This is a genomic window from Cupriavidus sp. NPDC089707 (assembly GCF_044748965.1).
Lineage (GTDB): Bacteria > Pseudomonadota > Gammaproteobacteria > Burkholderiales > Burkholderiaceae > Cupriavidus.
In genome coordinates this window covers 26,138-40,120 of sequence record NZ_JBIVHB010000001.1, presented here as the reverse complement: position 1 = coordinate 40,120, position 13,983 = coordinate 26,138, and the positions used below count along the sequence as shown (strand labels likewise).

The 13,983-nt window shown below is 66.8% G+C and carries 18 protein-coding genes; 3 read left to right on the top strand and 15 right to left on the bottom strand.

Translation table 11 applies throughout. From position 1 onward, the window contains the following. Positions 1-7: 7 nt before the first annotated feature. Positions 8-685, bottom strand: coding sequence for an SCO family protein (locus ACIP1U_RS00220; protein WP_400310256.1), 678 nt, complete (start codon positions 683-685; stop codon positions 8-10). A 73-nt stretch (positions 686-758) separates the two neighbouring features. Next, a complete protein-coding gene (locus tag ACIP1U_RS00215; RefSeq protein ID WP_400310253.1) occupies positions 759-1,541 on the bottom strand; it encodes an SURF1 family protein in 783 nt (260 codons plus the stop codon). A 117-nt stretch (positions 1,542-1,658) separates the two neighbouring features. Between ACIP1U_RS00215 and ACIP1U_RS00210 the strand changes: the two genes are divergently transcribed. Then, positions 1,659-1,868, top strand: a complete 210-nt coding sequence (locus tag ACIP1U_RS00210) for a twin transmembrane helix small protein (protein WP_029046742.1) — start codon at positions 1,659-1,661, stop codon at positions 1,866-1,868. A 126-nt stretch (positions 1,869-1,994) separates the two neighbouring features. On the opposite strand, the gene ACIP1U_RS00205 is transcribed toward ACIP1U_RS00210, so the two are convergent. From ACIP1U_RS00205 to ACIP1U_RS00170, 8 genes are all read right to left on the bottom strand, one after another. Beyond that, the gene (locus tag ACIP1U_RS00205; protein ID WP_400310250.1) at positions 1,995-2,855 is read right to left on the bottom strand and encodes a cytochrome c oxidase subunit 3; all 861 of its coding nucleotides are present in this window, start codon (positions 2,853-2,855) and stop codon (positions 1,995-1,997) included. A gap of 140 nt (positions 2,856-2,995) precedes the next feature. Then, a complete protein-coding gene (locus ACIP1U_RS00200) occupies positions 2,996-3,220 on the bottom strand; it encodes a DUF2970 domain-containing protein (protein ID WP_342916718.1) in 225 nt (74 codons plus the stop codon). A 13-nt stretch (positions 3,221-3,233) separates the two neighbouring features. Then, the gene (locus tag ACIP1U_RS00195) at positions 3,234-3,866 is read right to left on the bottom strand and encodes a cytochrome c oxidase assembly protein (protein WP_400310247.1); all 633 of its coding nucleotides are present in this window, start codon (positions 3,864-3,866) and stop codon (positions 3,234-3,236) included. A gap of 17 nt (positions 3,867-3,883) precedes the next feature. Further along, positions 3,884-4,015 carry a cytochrome oxidase small assembly protein gene (locus tag ACIP1U_RS00190; protein ID WP_400310245.1) on the bottom strand — a complete coding sequence of 44 codons (132 nt, stop codon included), beginning with the start codon at positions 4,013-4,015 and terminating at the stop codon, positions 3,884-3,886. A gap of 68 nt (positions 4,016-4,083) precedes the next feature. Beyond that, positions 4,084-5,691, bottom strand: a complete 1,608-nt coding sequence (ctaD, locus tag ACIP1U_RS00185; protein ID WP_400310242.1) for a cytochrome c oxidase subunit I — start codon at positions 5,689-5,691, stop codon at positions 4,084-4,086. A 38-nt stretch (positions 5,692-5,729) separates the two neighbouring features. Beyond that, positions 5,730-6,989 (bottom strand): cytochrome c oxidase subunit II, encoded by a 1,260-nt coding sequence (gene coxB / locus ACIP1U_RS00180; protein WP_400310239.1) that lies wholly within the window; start codon positions 6,987-6,989, stop codon positions 5,730-5,732. 58 nt (positions 6,990-7,047) lie between these two features. Continuing rightward, positions 7,048-7,557, bottom strand: a complete 510-nt coding sequence (locus ACIP1U_RS00175) for a DUF2244 domain-containing protein (protein WP_400311695.1) — start codon at positions 7,555-7,557, stop codon at positions 7,048-7,050. A 261-nt stretch (positions 7,558-7,818) separates the two neighbouring features. After that, positions 7,819-8,805, bottom strand: a complete 987-nt coding sequence (locus ACIP1U_RS00170) for a methyltransferase domain-containing protein (protein ID WP_400310236.1) — start codon at positions 8,803-8,805, stop codon at positions 7,819-7,821. A 117-nt stretch (positions 8,806-8,922) separates the two neighbouring features. On the opposite strand from ACIP1U_RS00170, the gene ACIP1U_RS00165 reads away from it, so the two are divergent. Together ACIP1U_RS00165 and trmL are read left to right on the top strand one after the other, a co-directional pair. Further along, positions 8,923-9,630 (top strand): ComF family protein, encoded by a 708-nt coding sequence (locus tag ACIP1U_RS00165; RefSeq protein ID WP_400310234.1) that lies wholly within the window; start codon positions 8,923-8,925, stop codon positions 9,628-9,630. A 63-nt stretch (positions 9,631-9,693) separates the two neighbouring features. Beyond that, a complete protein-coding gene (trmL, locus tag ACIP1U_RS00160; protein WP_029046733.1) occupies positions 9,694-10,164 on the top strand; it encodes a tRNA (uridine(34)/cytosine(34)/5-carboxymethylaminomethyluridine(34)-2'-O)-methyltransferase TrmL in 471 nt (156 codons plus the stop codon). 37 nt (positions 10,165-10,201) lie between these two features. Here the strand turns inward: trmL and ACIP1U_RS00155 are convergent, their stop codons facing one another. The 5 genes from ACIP1U_RS00155 to ACIP1U_RS00135 all read right to left on the bottom strand — a co-directional run bounded on the left by ACIP1U_RS00155 (position 10,202) and on the right by ACIP1U_RS00135 (position 13,830). Beyond that, complete coding sequence (locus ACIP1U_RS00155) at positions 10,202-11,179, bottom strand: Bug family tripartite tricarboxylate transporter substrate binding protein (RefSeq protein ID WP_400310231.1); 978 nt, start codon at positions 11,177-11,179, stop codon at positions 10,202-10,204. A 39-nt stretch (positions 11,180-11,218) separates the two neighbouring features. After that, entirely contained in the window at positions 11,219-12,235 is a 1,017-nt protein-coding gene (locus ACIP1U_RS00150; protein WP_400310229.1) for an NAD(P)H-dependent glycerol-3-phosphate dehydrogenase, read from the bottom strand. A gap of 120 nt (positions 12,236-12,355) precedes the next feature. Continuing rightward, a complete protein-coding gene (gene secB, locus ACIP1U_RS00145; RefSeq protein ID WP_029046730.1) occupies positions 12,356-12,874 on the bottom strand; it encodes a protein-export chaperone SecB in 519 nt (172 codons plus the stop codon). Between the two features lie 181 nt (positions 12,875-13,055). Beyond that, entirely contained in the window at positions 13,056-13,313 is a 258-nt protein-coding gene (gene grxC / locus ACIP1U_RS00140) for a glutaredoxin 3 (RefSeq protein ID WP_063236644.1), read from the bottom strand. A gap of 103 nt (positions 13,314-13,416) precedes the next feature. After that, positions 13,417-13,830: a rhodanese-like domain-containing protein gene (locus ACIP1U_RS00135; RefSeq protein WP_342916706.1), complete on the bottom strand. Its 414-nt coding sequence runs from the start codon at positions 13,828-13,830 to the stop codon at positions 13,417-13,419. Between the last annotated feature and the right edge of the window lie 153 nt (positions 13,831-13,983).

The window sequence follows — 13,983 nt, the reverse complement described above, 5'->3', positions numbered from 1 at the left end:
TCTCCCCTTAGCCGATGCGCGAGACCTTGAGCAGCTTCTTCAGGTCGCCGCTCACCTTCTTGGGGTCCGGATCCTGCGGGAAGCGCATCATCAGGTTGCCGAGCGGATCCACCAGGAAGATGGTGTCCTCGGCACGCTTGCCCGGCTCCGCCGGCAGCCATTGCTGCGCCACCTGTCGGTCGATGCGCAGGAAGCGCACGCCGGCGTAGGGCTCGTTGTAGGCGGCGCTCAGGCGCTCGTCGACCTTGCCGTCATCGGTGATCAGCCACACCGGCACGATGCGCTCGCGGTCCTGTCCCTGCCCGGCGCGGATCTGGCGGATGGTGAAGAGCTTCTTGGCGCAGGCTTCGTCGCAGGCAGACGGGTCGGCCGTCATCAGCAGCCACTTGCCGCGGTACTGCTCCAGCGGCACGGCGTTGCCTTGCTCGTCGGTAACGCGCACCGGCGGCATCGGCCGTTGCGGATCGACCAGCGCGCCGTAGTTGGTGGCGCCGCCCCTGGGCTTGATGACGTAGTAGGTGAAGTAAGAGGCGATCACCGGCGAGGCGCACACCAGCAACAGCATCAGCATCTGCAGGCGGCCGCGGCGCGTGCGCGCGTCGATGCGGGGATCCTGCGGCGAGGCCGGGATCGCCGGGTTCGCCGGAGTCCTGGCGGGCGCCGGGGCGGAGTCTTGCTGTGCCATGGGAGTATGTCTGTCCTTTTTCATCTGCAGTCAGAGCCGTCCGGGAACCTGCCCGGGCGTGCCTGCCATCCGTTCATGCGTTGTTGCGGGCCGCGGACGATGCCGCGCGGCGGCGCGCGCGCCAGCCCAGCACGGCCATCAGCACCACCGTCAGCGAGGCCAGGCCGAACCACTGGAAGGCGTAGCCGTAGTGCCGATCCGCGCCCGCGTCGGCCGGCGCCCAGTCGCGCGCCAGGCCATCGCCGGTATCGTTGCGCTGCGCCACCACCAGCGGCTGCAGTGCCAGCCCGGTTTCGGCGGCGTAGTCGGCGATTTCCAGGTTCTGGCGGATCTTGCTGCCGGCTTCGGCACTGGCCGCCTGGCCCAGGCCATAGACCCGCGGCACGGTCGCCAGTGCCGTGCCGTCGATGGTCACCTCGCCCTCGGGCGTCGGAAACGGCGCGATCCGGGTGCGGTCCTGCGCATCGCGCGGCAGCCAGCCGCGCAGCACCAGCACCGCCCGCCTGGCGCCGGCAGCGTCCTGTGCCGGGCCGATCACCAGCGGCGTGACCACCAGGAAGCCGGCACGGCTGTCGCCGCTGCGGCCACCGGAGCCGTGGGGGCGATTATCCAGCAATACGGTGCGGGCCGTGTCGAATCGCCCGCTTACCCGCACCCTTCGGTCCGTCACAACTTGTGACAGCGGCGCGGTGCCTAGCACCACCGGCGGCTGCGCCGCCAGGGCCTGCAGCCGCGCGGCGCGCGCCTCTTTCTCGTGCGCGCGGTTGAGCTGCCAGTTGCCGAGCGCCGCGGTCACGGCGATCACCACCAGCGCGGCGGCCAGCGGCAGCACACCGAGGATACGGCCTGCCTTCATTGCGTCGACGCGCCCAGCGGCATGCGTGCGAGGCCGATGCGATAATGTGCCGAACCGTCATCCATTGCGGCCACCACTACGAGACTGCGGCAAGCTCCGCTGCCAATCCGCCCCGCCATGCGCTTCGTCATCATCGTCGCTTTCATCCTGATCATTGCCAGCCTGGCCTCCGCCCTGTTCTTCATGATGCGCGACCGCGGCAAGACGCCCAACATGATGCGCTCGCTGATGCTGCGCGTAGGTTTTTCGGTGGCGCTGTTCCTGTTCATCCTGTTCTCGAGCTGGATGGGCTGGATCCACAGCACGGGCATCCGCATGGCACCCTGACGGGGCCGCCTGGCTGGTTGCCTTCGCAAAAGAGAAACGCCGCAGGCTGCCGGGCCTCCTGCGGCGTTTCTCTTTTGCGTCGGCGCCAGGCGCCCCACTGCTGGGACGACCGGCGGGTACGGCAGCTTACAGCCAGTACACCACGACGTAGAGCAACAGCCACACCACGTCAACGAAGTGCCAGTACCAGGCCGCGCCTTCGAAGGCAAAGTGGTGATCGGGCGTGAAGTGGCCCTTGAGCACGCGGCCCAGCACCACCGCCAGCATGATCGCGCCCATGGTCACGTGGAAACCGTGGAAGCCGGTCAGCAGGAAGAAGGTCGAACCGTAGATGCCCGAGGTCAGCTTCAGGTTCAGGTCCTGGTAGGCGTGCATGTACTCGTACACCTGCATGCACATGAAGATCGCGCCCAGCAGGATGGTCAGCACCATGCCCTGGATCAGCTGGCTGCGCTTGCCGGCCAGCAGCGCGTGGTGCGCCCAGGTCAGCGTCACGCCCGACATCAGCAGCAGCGCGGTGTTGATGGTCGGGATCGGCCACGGACCCATGGTCTGGAACGATTCCACCACGCCGGCCGGCCCCAGGTTGGGCCACACCGCGGCGAAGTCGGGCCACAGGATCTTGTTGTTCAGGTCGCCCAGCCACGGCATGGCGATGGCGCGGGCATAGAACAGCGCGCCGAAGAAGGCCGCGAAGAACATCACTTCGGAGAAGATGAACCAGCCCATCGACCAGCGGAACGAGAGGTCGATGTTCTTGCCGTACATCCCGCCTTCGGATTCGCTGATGGCGTCGCCGAACCAGCTCTTGAGCACGAACAGGAACCACAGCAGGCCGAAGACGCACACGTACGGCGCCCAGGATTGCCCGTTTACCCAACCGGCGGCGCCCGCACCTGTCAACAGCAGGCCGAAGCTAGCCGTGATCGGGTGGCGCGACGGGCCCGGTACGAAGTAGTACGGAGCGTTTGCGCGATTCGCACTCATTCTTTTATCTCCAGCTCAGAGTCTTTGATTCAGTATTCGTTATCCGTGCCGGTTTCCCGGGGCCGCCCGCCTCCTGTGGACGGCCGCGCCGGCGCGGTTGTTTTTCTGCGACTGCCTTGTTGTCTACCCTTCCTGCCCTGCTACCCTGCCGCCTGGCTGACCACCATCCGCACAATGACGATCAGCACCGCGATAAAGACTGCCGCGGCGATCAGCCCGGCGATGACCACATGCACCGGGTTCAGCCGCGCCATGTCGCGCTCGTGCTCCGCGCCCTTGCGCAGGCCGATAAACGACCACAGCACCGCGCGCATCGTCTGCGCGAAGGACATCTTCCGTTTGACGGCGTCCTTCAGCTCGTCCATCGCGCCCCTCGCCTCAGCTGCCCTTGCCCGCCGGTACCGGTTGTGCCGGTGCCAACTGGCCTTCAGGAGCCTGCGCCACCGGCGTGCCCACCTCGAAGAAGGTGTACGACAGCGTAATGCTCTTCACATCCTTGGGCAGCGCGGGATCGATCACGAACACCACCGGCATCTCGCGCGCCTCGTTCGCCTTGAGCGTCTGCTGCTTGAAGCAGAAGCACTCCAGCTTCTTGAAATACTGGGTCGCCTGCTTGGGGGCGTAGCTCGGGATGGCCTGCGCGGAGATATCGCGCGGCTGCCCGTTGGCCACCTCGTAGACGATGGTCATCATCTCGCCCGGATGCACTTCCATGCTGCTCTTCACCGGACGGAAGGCAAAGGGCCCGCGCGCGTTGGAGTCGAACTCCACCGTAACCGTGCGGCTCTTGTCGACCTGCGTATTCTTCACCGAGCCGCCATGCAGCTCACGCGTGGTCACCACGTTGATGCCGGTGATGTCGCAGATCTTCTTGTACAGCGGAACCAGCGCATAGCCGAAGCCGAACATCACGGCGACGATCACCGTCAATCGCACCATCATGCCGCGGTTGAAGCGCCTGTCTGCTGCCTGCGCTGCCTGCGCTTCCCTACCCTGCTGGTCGACGCTCATCTCGCTACCCTGCCACCTCAGCCAAGGAACATCATCTTGGCGAAGAACCCCAAAAAGAAAACCACCACGATCGACAGCAGGATCAGGCCAAGGCGCCGGTTGGCAGCCTTCGGATCCGGGTGTGATGGGTTTTTGTCTGGAGCCTGCATCGTTTGCTTACCTGCCGGCGCGGGAGGCGGACGCTGCCGCCTCCCGCTGCCTGTTGCGCAATACCGCGTTAGCGGACCTGCGGGGGCGTTTCAAAGGTGTGGAACGGCGCCGGCGACGGCACGGTCCATTCCAGCCCTTCGGCGCCTTCCCACGGCTTGTCCGCGGCCTTCTCGCCGCCACGGTACGACGGCAGCACCACGAAGAAGAAGAAATACACCTGCATCAGGCCGAAGCCGAGCGCACCGATCGACGCGATCGCGTTGAAGTCGGTGAACTGGGTCGGGTAGTCGGCATAGCGACGCGGCATGCCGGCCAGGCCCAGGAAGTGCATCGGGAAGAAGGTCACGTTGAAGAAGATCAGCGAACCCCAGAAGTGGACCTTGCCGCGGGCTTCGTTGTACATGAACCCGCTCCACTTCGGACCCCAGTAGTAGAAGCCCGCGAACAGCGCGAACAGCGAGCCGGCCACCAGCACATAGTGGAAGTGCGCCACGATGAAGTAGGTGTCCTGCAGCTGGATGTCGATCGGCGCCACCGCCGGCATCAGGCCGGTGAATCCGCCGATGGTGAACACGAAGATAAAGCCGATCGAGAACAGCATCGGGGTCTCGAAGGTCATCGAGCCGCGCCACATCGTTGCGATCCAGTTGAAGATCTTCACGGCCGTCGGCACCGCGATCAGCATGGTCGCGTACATGAAGAACAGCTGGCCGGTCACCGGCATGCCGGTCGTGAACATGTGGTGGGCCCACACGATAAACGACAGGATGGCGATCGAGGCGGTGGCGTACACCATTGAGCTGTAGCCGAACAGGCGCTTGCGCGCGAACGCCGGCACCACCTGCGAGACGATCCCGAACGCCGGCAGGATCATGATGTACACCTCGGGGTGGCCGAAGAACCAGAAGATGTGCTGGTACATCACCGGGTCGCCGCCGCCGGCTGCCGAGAAGAAGCTCGTGCCGAAGTGGCGGTCGGTCAGCACCATCGTGATGGCGCCGGCCAGCACGGGCATCACGGCGATCAGCAGGTAGGCGGTGATCAGCCAGGTCCAGCAGAACATCGGCATCTTCATCAGCGTCATCCCGGGGGCGCGCATGTTGAGGATGGTCACGATGATGTTGATCGAACCCATGATCGACGACGCGCCCATGATGTGCATCGCGAAGATGGCCATGTCCATGCCCGGGCCCATCTGCACTGACAGCGGCGCGTACAGGGTCCAGCCAGCGGCAGTGGCACCGCCCGGGACCAGGAACGAGCCGGCCAGCAGCAGCGCAGCCGGCGGCATCAGCCAGAAGCTGAAGTTGTTCATGCGCGCGAACGCCATGTCGGACGCGCCGATCTGCAGCGGGATCATCCAGTTGGCGAAGCCGACGAAGGCCGGCATGATCGCGCCGAACACCATCACCAGGCCGTGCATGGTGGTGAACTGGTTGAACAGCTCGGGGCGGAAGAACTGCAGGCCCGGCTCGAACAGCTCCAGGCGGATCAGCAGCGCCAGCAGGCCGCCCGACAGCAGCATGATGAACGAGAACAGCAGGTACAGCGTGCCGATGTCCTTGTGGTTGGTGGCGAACAGCCAGCGGCGCCAGCCATGCGGGTGATCGTGCGCGTGGTCGTCATGCGCGTGATCGTGCGGATGGGCGAGCGCGTCCGGGGTAGCAGTACTCATCGCAAATGCTCCTCTAATCCTGTTCTGTCTTCAGCGGGTCAGCCTGCGACGCGGTCGCCCGCGAGGCTGGCCTGCTTGGCGCCGTTCTTGTCAGCGGGCTTGGCATCGGCCTTGGGCGCCTCGCCGCCTGCGCCGCCTTCGGGGAACTTGCCCGCGCGGGCACCCACGAAGTCGCCCGGCTGGATCACTTCACCCGTCTTGTTGCTCCAGGCGTTGCGCGTATAGGTCATGACCGTGGCCAGCTCGGTGTCAGACAGCTGCTTCCACGATGGCATGCCGCCCTTGCCTTCCAGCAGGATGTGCATCTGTGCGGCCTTCGGGCCATTGACCATCTTGGAGCCGTCCAGCCCGGGGAACGCGCCGCCGCCCTTGCCGTTGGGCTGGTGGCAGACCGCGCAGTTGGCGGCGTAGACCTTCTCGCCACGGACCTTGGACTCGTCCAGGGTCCAGGTCTTGTTGGGATCGTCGGCCTTGGCCATCAGCTCTTTCTTCTTGCCGTCGACCCACTTGGTGTAGTCGGCATCGGAAACCACGCGCACCACGATCGGCATGAAGGCGTGTTCCTTGCCGCACAGCTCGGCACACTGGCCGCGGTACACGCCGATCTTCTCTGCCTTGAACCAGGTGTCGCGCACGAAGCCGGGGATCGCATCCTGCTTGACGCCGAAGGCCGGGACCATCCAGGCGTGGATCACGTCGTTGGCGGTGGTGACGATGCGGATCTTCTTGTTGACCGGCACGACCAGATCGTTGTCCACCTCCATCAGGTAGGTGTTGCCCTTGGGCTGCTCGTTGTTGATCTGCTCGCGCGGGGTGGTCAGGGTCGACACGAAGGAGATGCCTTCGCCTTCGCCCTTCAGGTAGTCATAGCCCCACTTCCACTGGTAGCCGGTGGCCTTGATGGTGATGTCGGAGTTGGTGGTGTCCTTCATCGCGACCACGGTCTTGGTCGCCGGCAGCGCCATCGCGATCACGATCAGGAACGGGACGATGGTCCAGACCACCTCGACCGTGATGCTTTCGTGGAAGGAAGCGGGCTTGGCGCCCTTGGCCTTGCGGTGCGTGAAGATGGAATAGAACATCACCGCGAACACCGCGACGAAGATCACGGTGCACATGATCAACATCATCCAGTTCAGCCAGTGAATCTGTTCGGCGATCTTGGTAACGGGCTCGGTCAGGTTGAGCTGGCGCACGGCGGGGCCGCCGGGCATGTCGCTGACCGCGAACGCCGCGTGGCTGGCAAGCAGGGACGCACCTGCCAGACAAACTGCGGATGCCTTCTTCCACATTTTCATTTGTTATCTACCCAATTTACAGATTCAAATCTGTCCCCGCCGCCGCCCCTGCCCCCTCTCAGAGGTGGCGCAAGGCCGCTGCGAGCTCCTGCGCGAACTTGCGTCGCCGGTACGGGTCCACGTAACACCCCACCTGTACCTCACGCCCGCCCGAGCGCAGCGTCACCAGCGCGCGTAGCGATTCACCCAGTTCGACCCGCACCCAGCGCGGGTTGAATTCGTGGCGCGTCACCTGCGTGCCGCTGGCTGTCTCCACGACCAGCATGCCGTCGGTAATGCTGACGCGCTCATAGTCTGTCGCATGGCGCGCATACACAAGCAGGGCGATCCCCAGCCCGGCCAGCTCGATGCTGGCAAACGGCAGCACGAGCCAGGACCCTTGCCACGCGAAAAACAACGCGATGGCAAGCGAGACCGTGAGGATCGAGAGGTAAAACCAGCCGACCTGGCGTGGACTCAGCGAGCAATTCCGCTTCATCAGCCAGTCGTGGGGCGCGGGGGGAGGTCCGTCGTGATTTCCGCCGGAGTCACCACCTGCCGTCTGGAATGCGATACCCAAGTCTTGCATCGCCAACCACTCTGCATCGGATGCACACCCGGGACGATGGCGCCCGGGCTGCACAGTGCAGGTGCAAAACCAGGACGTTCTTGTGCCAGGGGACCACTGCGACAAACTGGCGCATTATAGGGCGCTTCCCATACACGGACAAGGGCGGTTCTTGACCAGGGCGCTTGCGCGCCGCTCGATTCTGTGCATGGGAAATAGCCCGGAATGCCGCGCCAGCCCTCAGTCTGCGGCAATCTGTCGCACGCGCAAGTTAACTCTGTTTTAACCTGCCCGACGGGGCTTTGCACGCCCGATCTGGTCCAGCGGCACCACGGCGCGACCCTGGTCGTCCAGCGCCTGGCCGCCACGCGGCGCCAGCTTCCACGCATGGCCGTAGACGATCTCGAAGGTCAGCGGGATCACCCCCTCGGCGTTGCGGCGCCGCTCCAGCGCCTGCGTCAGCGCCTGGTGCCAGCGGCGGCCGCGCAGGCCCTGCGGGAGGGCGCCGGCCGGGCCACGCAGGCCGCCGAAAGCCTGTACCTCGTGCAGCAGCGTGGCGGGCGACTCGTAGGTCACGGTCACCGTTTCCATGTCCATGACCGGCGTGGACCAGCCGCCGTGGACCAGCATGTCGCCAATGTCGTGCATGTCGACAAAGCGCAACGTATGAGGCGCGTCGTCGACTTCGGCGAAGGCCGCGCGCAATTCGCCGAGGGTATCGGGCCCGAACAGCGAGAACAGCACCAGCCCTTCTTCGCGCGTCACGCGGTGCCATTCCGGAAACACGCGGTGCGGCTCCGGATGCCAGTGCAACGCCAGGTTGGACCACAGCAAGTCGAAGCTCGCGGGCGCAAACGGCAGTGTGGCAAGATCGCCCTGGACCAGGTCGAACAGCGGCCGCTTGCCCAGCATGCGGCCAAGCCAGCCCGGGCGGCGCTGCGGGTCGCGCTGGCCGGCTTCGGCCAGCATCGCCCCAGAGATGTCCAGGCCAGCGATCTGCGCATCCGGGAAGCGGGCGCGCAGCGCCGCCAGTCCCTGGCCATGGCCGCAGCCAATGTCCAGTGCACGCTGCGGCGCCAGCCGGATCACCTCCATGCGCTCCTGCATGCGGCGGCCGATCTCGCCCAGCAGGAAGTCCAGCTGGCCGAAATGGCGGCTGCGCCGGTCGAAGGCGAGCCGGGTCAGGCGCGCGGGCGGCAGGAAGGCATCGGGACCAGCGGAGCTATCGGGGAGATCGGCGGCATGCAGGGACACGGACAGGCAGGGCATCAAAAAGACCAGGAAACGGCGCGCGCGCCGGACGAACGCGGCCGCCGCGCCCGATGGGCCGCGGCCGGACGGCAAGTATACGCGCGCGTCGCGATGGGCGCCGAGACGGGTGCCAGGATGGCCCTAGGCGCCTGGCGGGCCGCTCTCCCAGCGCTGCTGCCAAGCGCCTGCGCGCTGTGCGGCAGCGTGCAGCGGGATGTCGTGTGCGCGCCCTGCGCCGCCGACCTGCTGCAGCCGGTACGGCGCTGTCCCGTTTGCGCACTGGTGCTGGGCCGCCATGCCGGTTGCCGGGCCTGCGCCGCCATGCCGCCGGCGTTCGACCATGCCTGCACGCTGGGCGACTACGCCAGTCCGCAGGACAACCTGGTGCTGTCGCTCAAGTTCGGCCACGCGCTGCCGCTGGCCGACTGGCTGGCGGCCCGCCTCGCTGCCGTACTGCCGGCGGCTTGGGCAGCGCAGCGGCTGGCGCCGCCCGACCTGCTCGCCCCCGTTCCGCTGGCGCCGCAACGGCTGGCCGCGCGCGGCTTCAACCAGGCCTGGGAAATCGCGCGCCCGCTGGCGCGCCGGCTCGGCCTGCGCGCCGACCCCGTGCTGCTGCGGCGCCGGCGCGATACCGGCAGCCAGCGCGCGCTCGACCTGGCCGCGCGGCAGGTGAACCTGCGCGATGCATTCCGGCTGACGCGGCCAGCGCGGCTGGATGGGCTGCATCTGGCGTTGGTGGACGATGTGATGACTTCCGGCGCGACACTGCATGAGGCGGCGCTTGCGCTCAAGGCGCACGGCGCGGCACGTGTCAGCGTCATCGTCGCGCTGCGTACGCCCTAGCCCGGATGACAGCCGCCCGGTACGCGCGTTAAGCTGCGCACCGTTCTCAAGAAGCTCCGCATCATGTTCAACGTCGTCCTGGTCGAACCCGAAATCCCGCCCAATACCGGTAATGTGATCCGCCTGTGCGCCAACACGGGCGCGCAACTGCACCTGGTCAAACCCCTGGGGTTCCCGCTCGACGACGCGCGCATGCGCCGCGCCGGTCTGGACTACCACGAGTATGCGGCCATGCGGGTGCATGAAAACTGGGATGCGCTGATGGCCAGCGAGCAACCCGATCCGGCGCGCATGTTCGCGCTGACCACGCGCGGTTCGACGCCATTCGGCCAGGTGGAATTCCGGCCGGGAGACTGGTTCGTGTTTGGCTCGGAAACGCGCGGGCTGTCGCCGGAGCGGCGCGAGTGGTTTCCGCCGGCGCAACGGATCCGGCTGCCGATGCGGCCGGACAATCGCAGCCTCAACCTGTCGAATACGGTGGCGGTGGTGGTGTTCGAAGCGTGGCGGCAGAACGGGTTCGCGGGCGGTAGCTAAGCACCCGGCCCCGCCCGGACCCGCGCCTGGCCCCCGTTTACTCCGGCTGAACGCCAGCCGCGCGAATGACCTTGTCCCAGCGCGCCTTCTCGCTAACCATGGTCTGGCGCAGCGACGCCGGCGCCGTTCCCGCGGGCACGAAATACTGCGCCCGCATCTTGTCGCGCACGTCGGCGCTGCCGATGATCGCCACCAGTTCGCGGTAAAGCCGATCGATCACCGGCTGCGGCGTACCGGCGGGCGCCAGCACGGCCTGCCAGGAGATCGCCTCGAAGCCCGGATAGCCTGACTCCGCCACCGTCGGCACCGACGGCAGCACCGCGGTGCGGCCGGTCGTCGTCACCGCCAGCACGCGCAGCTTGCCCGCATTGACCTGCGGCATCGCGATGGCCGGGACCATGAAGCCCGCCTGCACCTGCCCGCCCACCATCGCCGTGGTGATCTGCGGGAAGCCGGGATACGGCACGTGCTGCAGGTCGATCCCCGCCATGGCCTTGAGCTGCTCCATCGCCAGGTGCGACGCGCTGCCATTGCCGGGCGAGCCATAGTTCAGCGCCCCCGGTTTCGACCTGGCCAGCGCGACGAACTCGCGCAGGTTATGCACCGGCAGCCGCGCGTCGACCACCAGCACATTGGGCGAAGTGGCCACCAGCGTTACCGGGGAGAGCTGGCGGAACGGGTCGTAATTGAGGTTACGCGACAGTGTTGGCGCAGTGACCAGCGGGCCGTTGATGGTGAACAAAAGCGTATAGCCGTCCGGCGCGGCGCGCGCCACCATGCCGGTGCCGATATTGCCCCCGGCGCCGGGCCGGTTCTCGATCACCACCGGCTGGCCCAGCGCGGCGGCCAGCTTCTCGGTGACGATGCGGGCGATCAGGTCGGGCGACGAGCCCGGCGGAAACGGCACCACCATGCGGATCGGGTGCGCGGGCCAGGGTTGGGCCAGCACGCCGGCGGAAGCGCCGGCAGCGCAGGCGGCGGCAAGCGCGATCAGCGCGTGTCGGCGGGTAGGCATGCGAAAAATATCGTCAGGAAGATTGGAGCGCGCGAGGCGTCATTCATCGCGCGCATCGCGCTGGAGCAATTGCGCAACCGCATCGGCGGCACCCAGGCCATCGAACAGCACGGCGCACACCGCGCGCGCAATCGGCATCTCGACGCCATGCGCGGCGGCCAGCTCGGCCACGGCCTGCGCGCAGCGCACGCCTTCGGCCACGTGTCCCAGGCCGGCCAGGATCTGCTCCAGGCTCTGCCCGGCGGCCAGCTGCTGCCCGACCTTGCGGTTGCGCGACAGGTCGCCGGTCGCGGTCAGGATCAGGTCGCCGACGCCGGCCAGGCCCATGAAGGTCTCGACCCGTCCGCCCAGCGCCAGCCCCAGCCGCGTCATCTCGGCCAGCCCGCGCGTCACCAGCGCGGCCCGCGCATTCAGGCCGAGGCCGAGCCCGTCGCTGGCCCCGGTGGCGATCGCCAGCACATTCTTGACCGCACCGCCGACTTCGACCCCGGTCAGGTCGTCGCTGCCGTAGATGCGCATGGCGTGGTGGTGGAAGGCCTGCTGGGCCCGGTCCGCCAGCGACGGCACGCTGCCCGCCACCGTCAGCGCGCACGGCAGGCCCTGCGCGACTTCGCGCGCAAAGCTGGGACCAGTCAGCACGCCGTAGTCGAAGCCTTCCGTGCGGCCGGCGGCGTCCAGTTCGGCACGCACCATCTGGTGTGGCAGCAGGTGCGTGCCGGCCTCGAAACCCTTGCACAGCCACAGCATCGACACAGGCCGGGCGCTGCGCGTGGCCAGCCGGCGCGTCATTTCACGCAGCCCGGAGACCGGCGTGGCGACCACCACGATGCCGTCCGGGTCGTCCGCGGCATGGGCCACCGCTTGCTCGAAATCGGCTTGCACCGCCAGCCGCCCGGACAGCTTCACGCCAGGCAGGTAGGCCGCGTTTTCACGCGTCGCGGCGATGGCAGCCAGTTGCGCGGCATCGCGCCCCCACAGCACCACGTCATTGGTGGCCGCGGCATGGCTGGCGAGAGCGGTGCCCCAGGCACCGGCACCGAGGAAGGTCAGTTTCATGGCAGCTCGATCGGAGAGAAATCAGAACATGCGCACAAACAAAACGGGGCCGCAGCCCCGTTCCGTAGCATGGCGCGGCAGGCCGCTCGCTCAGTGGCGCTCAGTGGCGCTCAGTGGCGCTCAGTGGCGAGCCTGGCTGCCGTCGGGCATCACGATGCCGCTGTTGCCGCCTTCGGCCGCCTGGGCTTCCTGCATGGCCGCCTGCAGGCGTTGCTCATACAGGGCCTGGAAATTGATTTCCGACAGGTGGATGGCCTGGAAGCCGGCACGGGTGATCACGTCGGCTATGTTGCCGCGCAGGTACGGGTACAGGATGGTCGGACAGGCGATGCCCAGCAGCGGATCCAGCTGCTCCACCGGCACGTTGCGGATATCGAAAATGCCGGCCTGGTGCGCTTCCACCAGGAATGCCACCTTGTCCTGCACCTTGGTCGTCACGGTGCCGGTCACGACCACCTCGAAGATGCCTTCCTGCAGCTGCGAAGCGCCAACGTTGACTTGCACTTCCACCGACGGGGCTTCCGATTCCAGGAAGATGCCGGGCGAATTGGGCTGCTCCAGCGACATGTCCTTCAGGTAGACGCGCTGGATATTGAAGAAGGGTTGATCGTCCTGCTGGGTGTTTTGCTGGTCGCTCATGTAAGGCTTCCGGGAGGATGGGCGTTGGGCGTGGCGGCGGCAGCGCCTGCGAGGCGCAAGGACTGGCCGGTGCCCGGTTGGAAAAGTGGAAAGCGCATATGGTACATGACGCGGGTGGCGATTTCACCCGCGCCGGCGCTCGGGACGGCCAGGAATCAGAGAGATCTGACCGGCAGCGCGATCAGGCCGCCAGCAGCGGCATCAGGCCGCCCTTGCGGTCCAGCGCCGAGAGGTCGTCGAAGCCGCCCACATGGGTCTCGTCGATGTAGATTTGCGGCACGGTACGGCGCCCGGTGCGCGACATCATCTCTTCGCGCTTGCCCGGTTCGCGGTCGATCAGGATCTTTTCGATCGCCTCGACCCCGCGGGACTTGAGCAGGCGTTCAGCCATGTTGCAATACGGGCACACCATGGTGCTGTACATGACGACGCGGGCCATGTGGGTTCTCCTTCAATGCGAGTGCGGCGCGCCAGGCGGACCGGGCGCGCTGTGACGGATGCGGCGGAATTGCCTGCGGGATCCGGGGCTTACTAGCCAGCGCTTACTTGACCAGCGGCAGCCCCGCCTGCTGCCAGGCGGCGATGCCGCCCTCGAGCGCATAGATCTCACTGTAACCGGCTTCCTTCAGCGCTGCCTGAGCCTTGCCTGAGCGCTGGCCGTTCTGGCATACCACGATGATGGGGGCCGCCTTGTCCTTTGCAAGACCCGCTGCGCGCGAGGCCAGGTCAGCCAGCGGGGCGCTCTTGGCCTGCGGCAAATGGCCCTTGGCGTACTCGGCGGGCTCGCGGATGTCGACCACGACGGCGCCGCGCTTGTTGATCAGTTGCGTGGCGGCGGCCGTATTGACGGACTTGGCGCCGGTGCTGCGAGAGATCGCAGGCCAGGCCAGCAGGCCGCCGGAGACCACGGCCAGGGCGATCAGGGCGAGGTTGTTGTAGTCGGCAAAGAAATTCACGTTGGCTTTCCGGTAGGTTGGGTCGGCGGCATTATAAAATACGCGGTTTGGTGTCCGGGCCCTGCCACAGCGGGCCACCCGTCATTGTCGCCTGTCCGAGACATGAACGCCCCATGAAGCACTTCGGATCAGGTGACGGCGCGGACGCACGCA

Coding starts and splice junctions, on each gene's coding strand:
- ACIP1U_RS00220 (WP_400310256.1), bottom strand. CDS start 685: ATGGCACAGCAAGACTCCGCCCCGGCGCCCGCCAGGACTCCGGCGAAC.
- ACIP1U_RS00165 (WP_400310234.1), top strand. CDS start 8,923: ATGGCCCTAGGCGCCTGGCGGGCCGCTCTCCCAGCGCTGCTGCCAAGC.
- ACIP1U_RS00195 (WP_400310247.1), bottom strand. CDS start 3,866: ATGAGCGTCGACCAGCAGGGTAGGGAAGCGCAGGCAGCGCAGGCAGCA.
- ACIP1U_RS00155 (WP_400310231.1), bottom strand. CDS start 11,179: ATGCCTACCCGCCGACACGCGCTGATCGCGCTTGCCGCCGCCTGCGCT.
- ACIP1U_RS00205 (WP_400310250.1), bottom strand. CDS start 2,855: ATGAGTGCGAATCGCGCAAACGCTCCGTACTACTTCGTACCGGGCCCG.
- ACIP1U_RS00200 (WP_342916718.1), bottom strand. CDS start 3,220: ATGGACGAGCTGAAGGACGCCGTCAAACGGAAGATGTCCTTCGCGCAG.
- trmL (WP_029046733.1), top strand. CDS start 9,694: ATGTTCAACGTCGTCCTGGTCGAACCCGAAATCCCGCCCAATACCGGT.
- ACIP1U_RS00190 (WP_400310245.1), bottom strand. CDS start 4,015: ATGCAGGCTCCAGACAAAAACCCATCACACCCGGATCCGAAGGCTGCC.
- ACIP1U_RS00170 (WP_400310236.1), bottom strand. CDS start 8,805: ATGCCCTGCCTGTCCGTGTCCCTGCATGCCGCCGATCTCCCCGATAGC.
- ctaD (WP_400310242.1), bottom strand. CDS start 5,691: ATGAGTACTGCTACCCCGGACGCGCTCGCCCATCCGCACGATCACGCG.
- coxB (WP_400310239.1), bottom strand. CDS start 6,989: ATGAAAATGTGGAAGAAGGCATCCGCAGTTTGTCTGGCAGGTGCGTCC.
- ACIP1U_RS00215 (WP_400310253.1), bottom strand. CDS start 1,541: ATGAAGGCAGGCCGTATCCTCGGTGTGCTGCCGCTGGCCGCCGCGCTG.
- ACIP1U_RS00210 (WP_029046742.1), top strand. CDS start 1,659: ATGCGCTTCGTCATCATCGTCGCTTTCATCCTGATCATTGCCAGCCTG.
- secB (WP_029046730.1), bottom strand. CDS start 12,874: ATGAGCGACCAGCAAAACACCCAGCAGGACGATCAACCCTTCTTCAAT.
- ACIP1U_RS00175 (WP_400311695.1), bottom strand. CDS start 7,557: ATGCAAGACTTGGGTATCGCATTCCAGACGGCAGGTGGTGACTCCGGC.
- grxC (WP_063236644.1), bottom strand. CDS start 13,313: ATGGCCCGCGTCGTCATGTACAGCACCATGGTGTGCCCGTATTGCAAC.
- ACIP1U_RS00150 (WP_400310229.1), bottom strand. CDS start 12,235: ATGAAACTGACCTTCCTCGGTGCCGGTGCCTGGGGCACCGCTCTCGCC.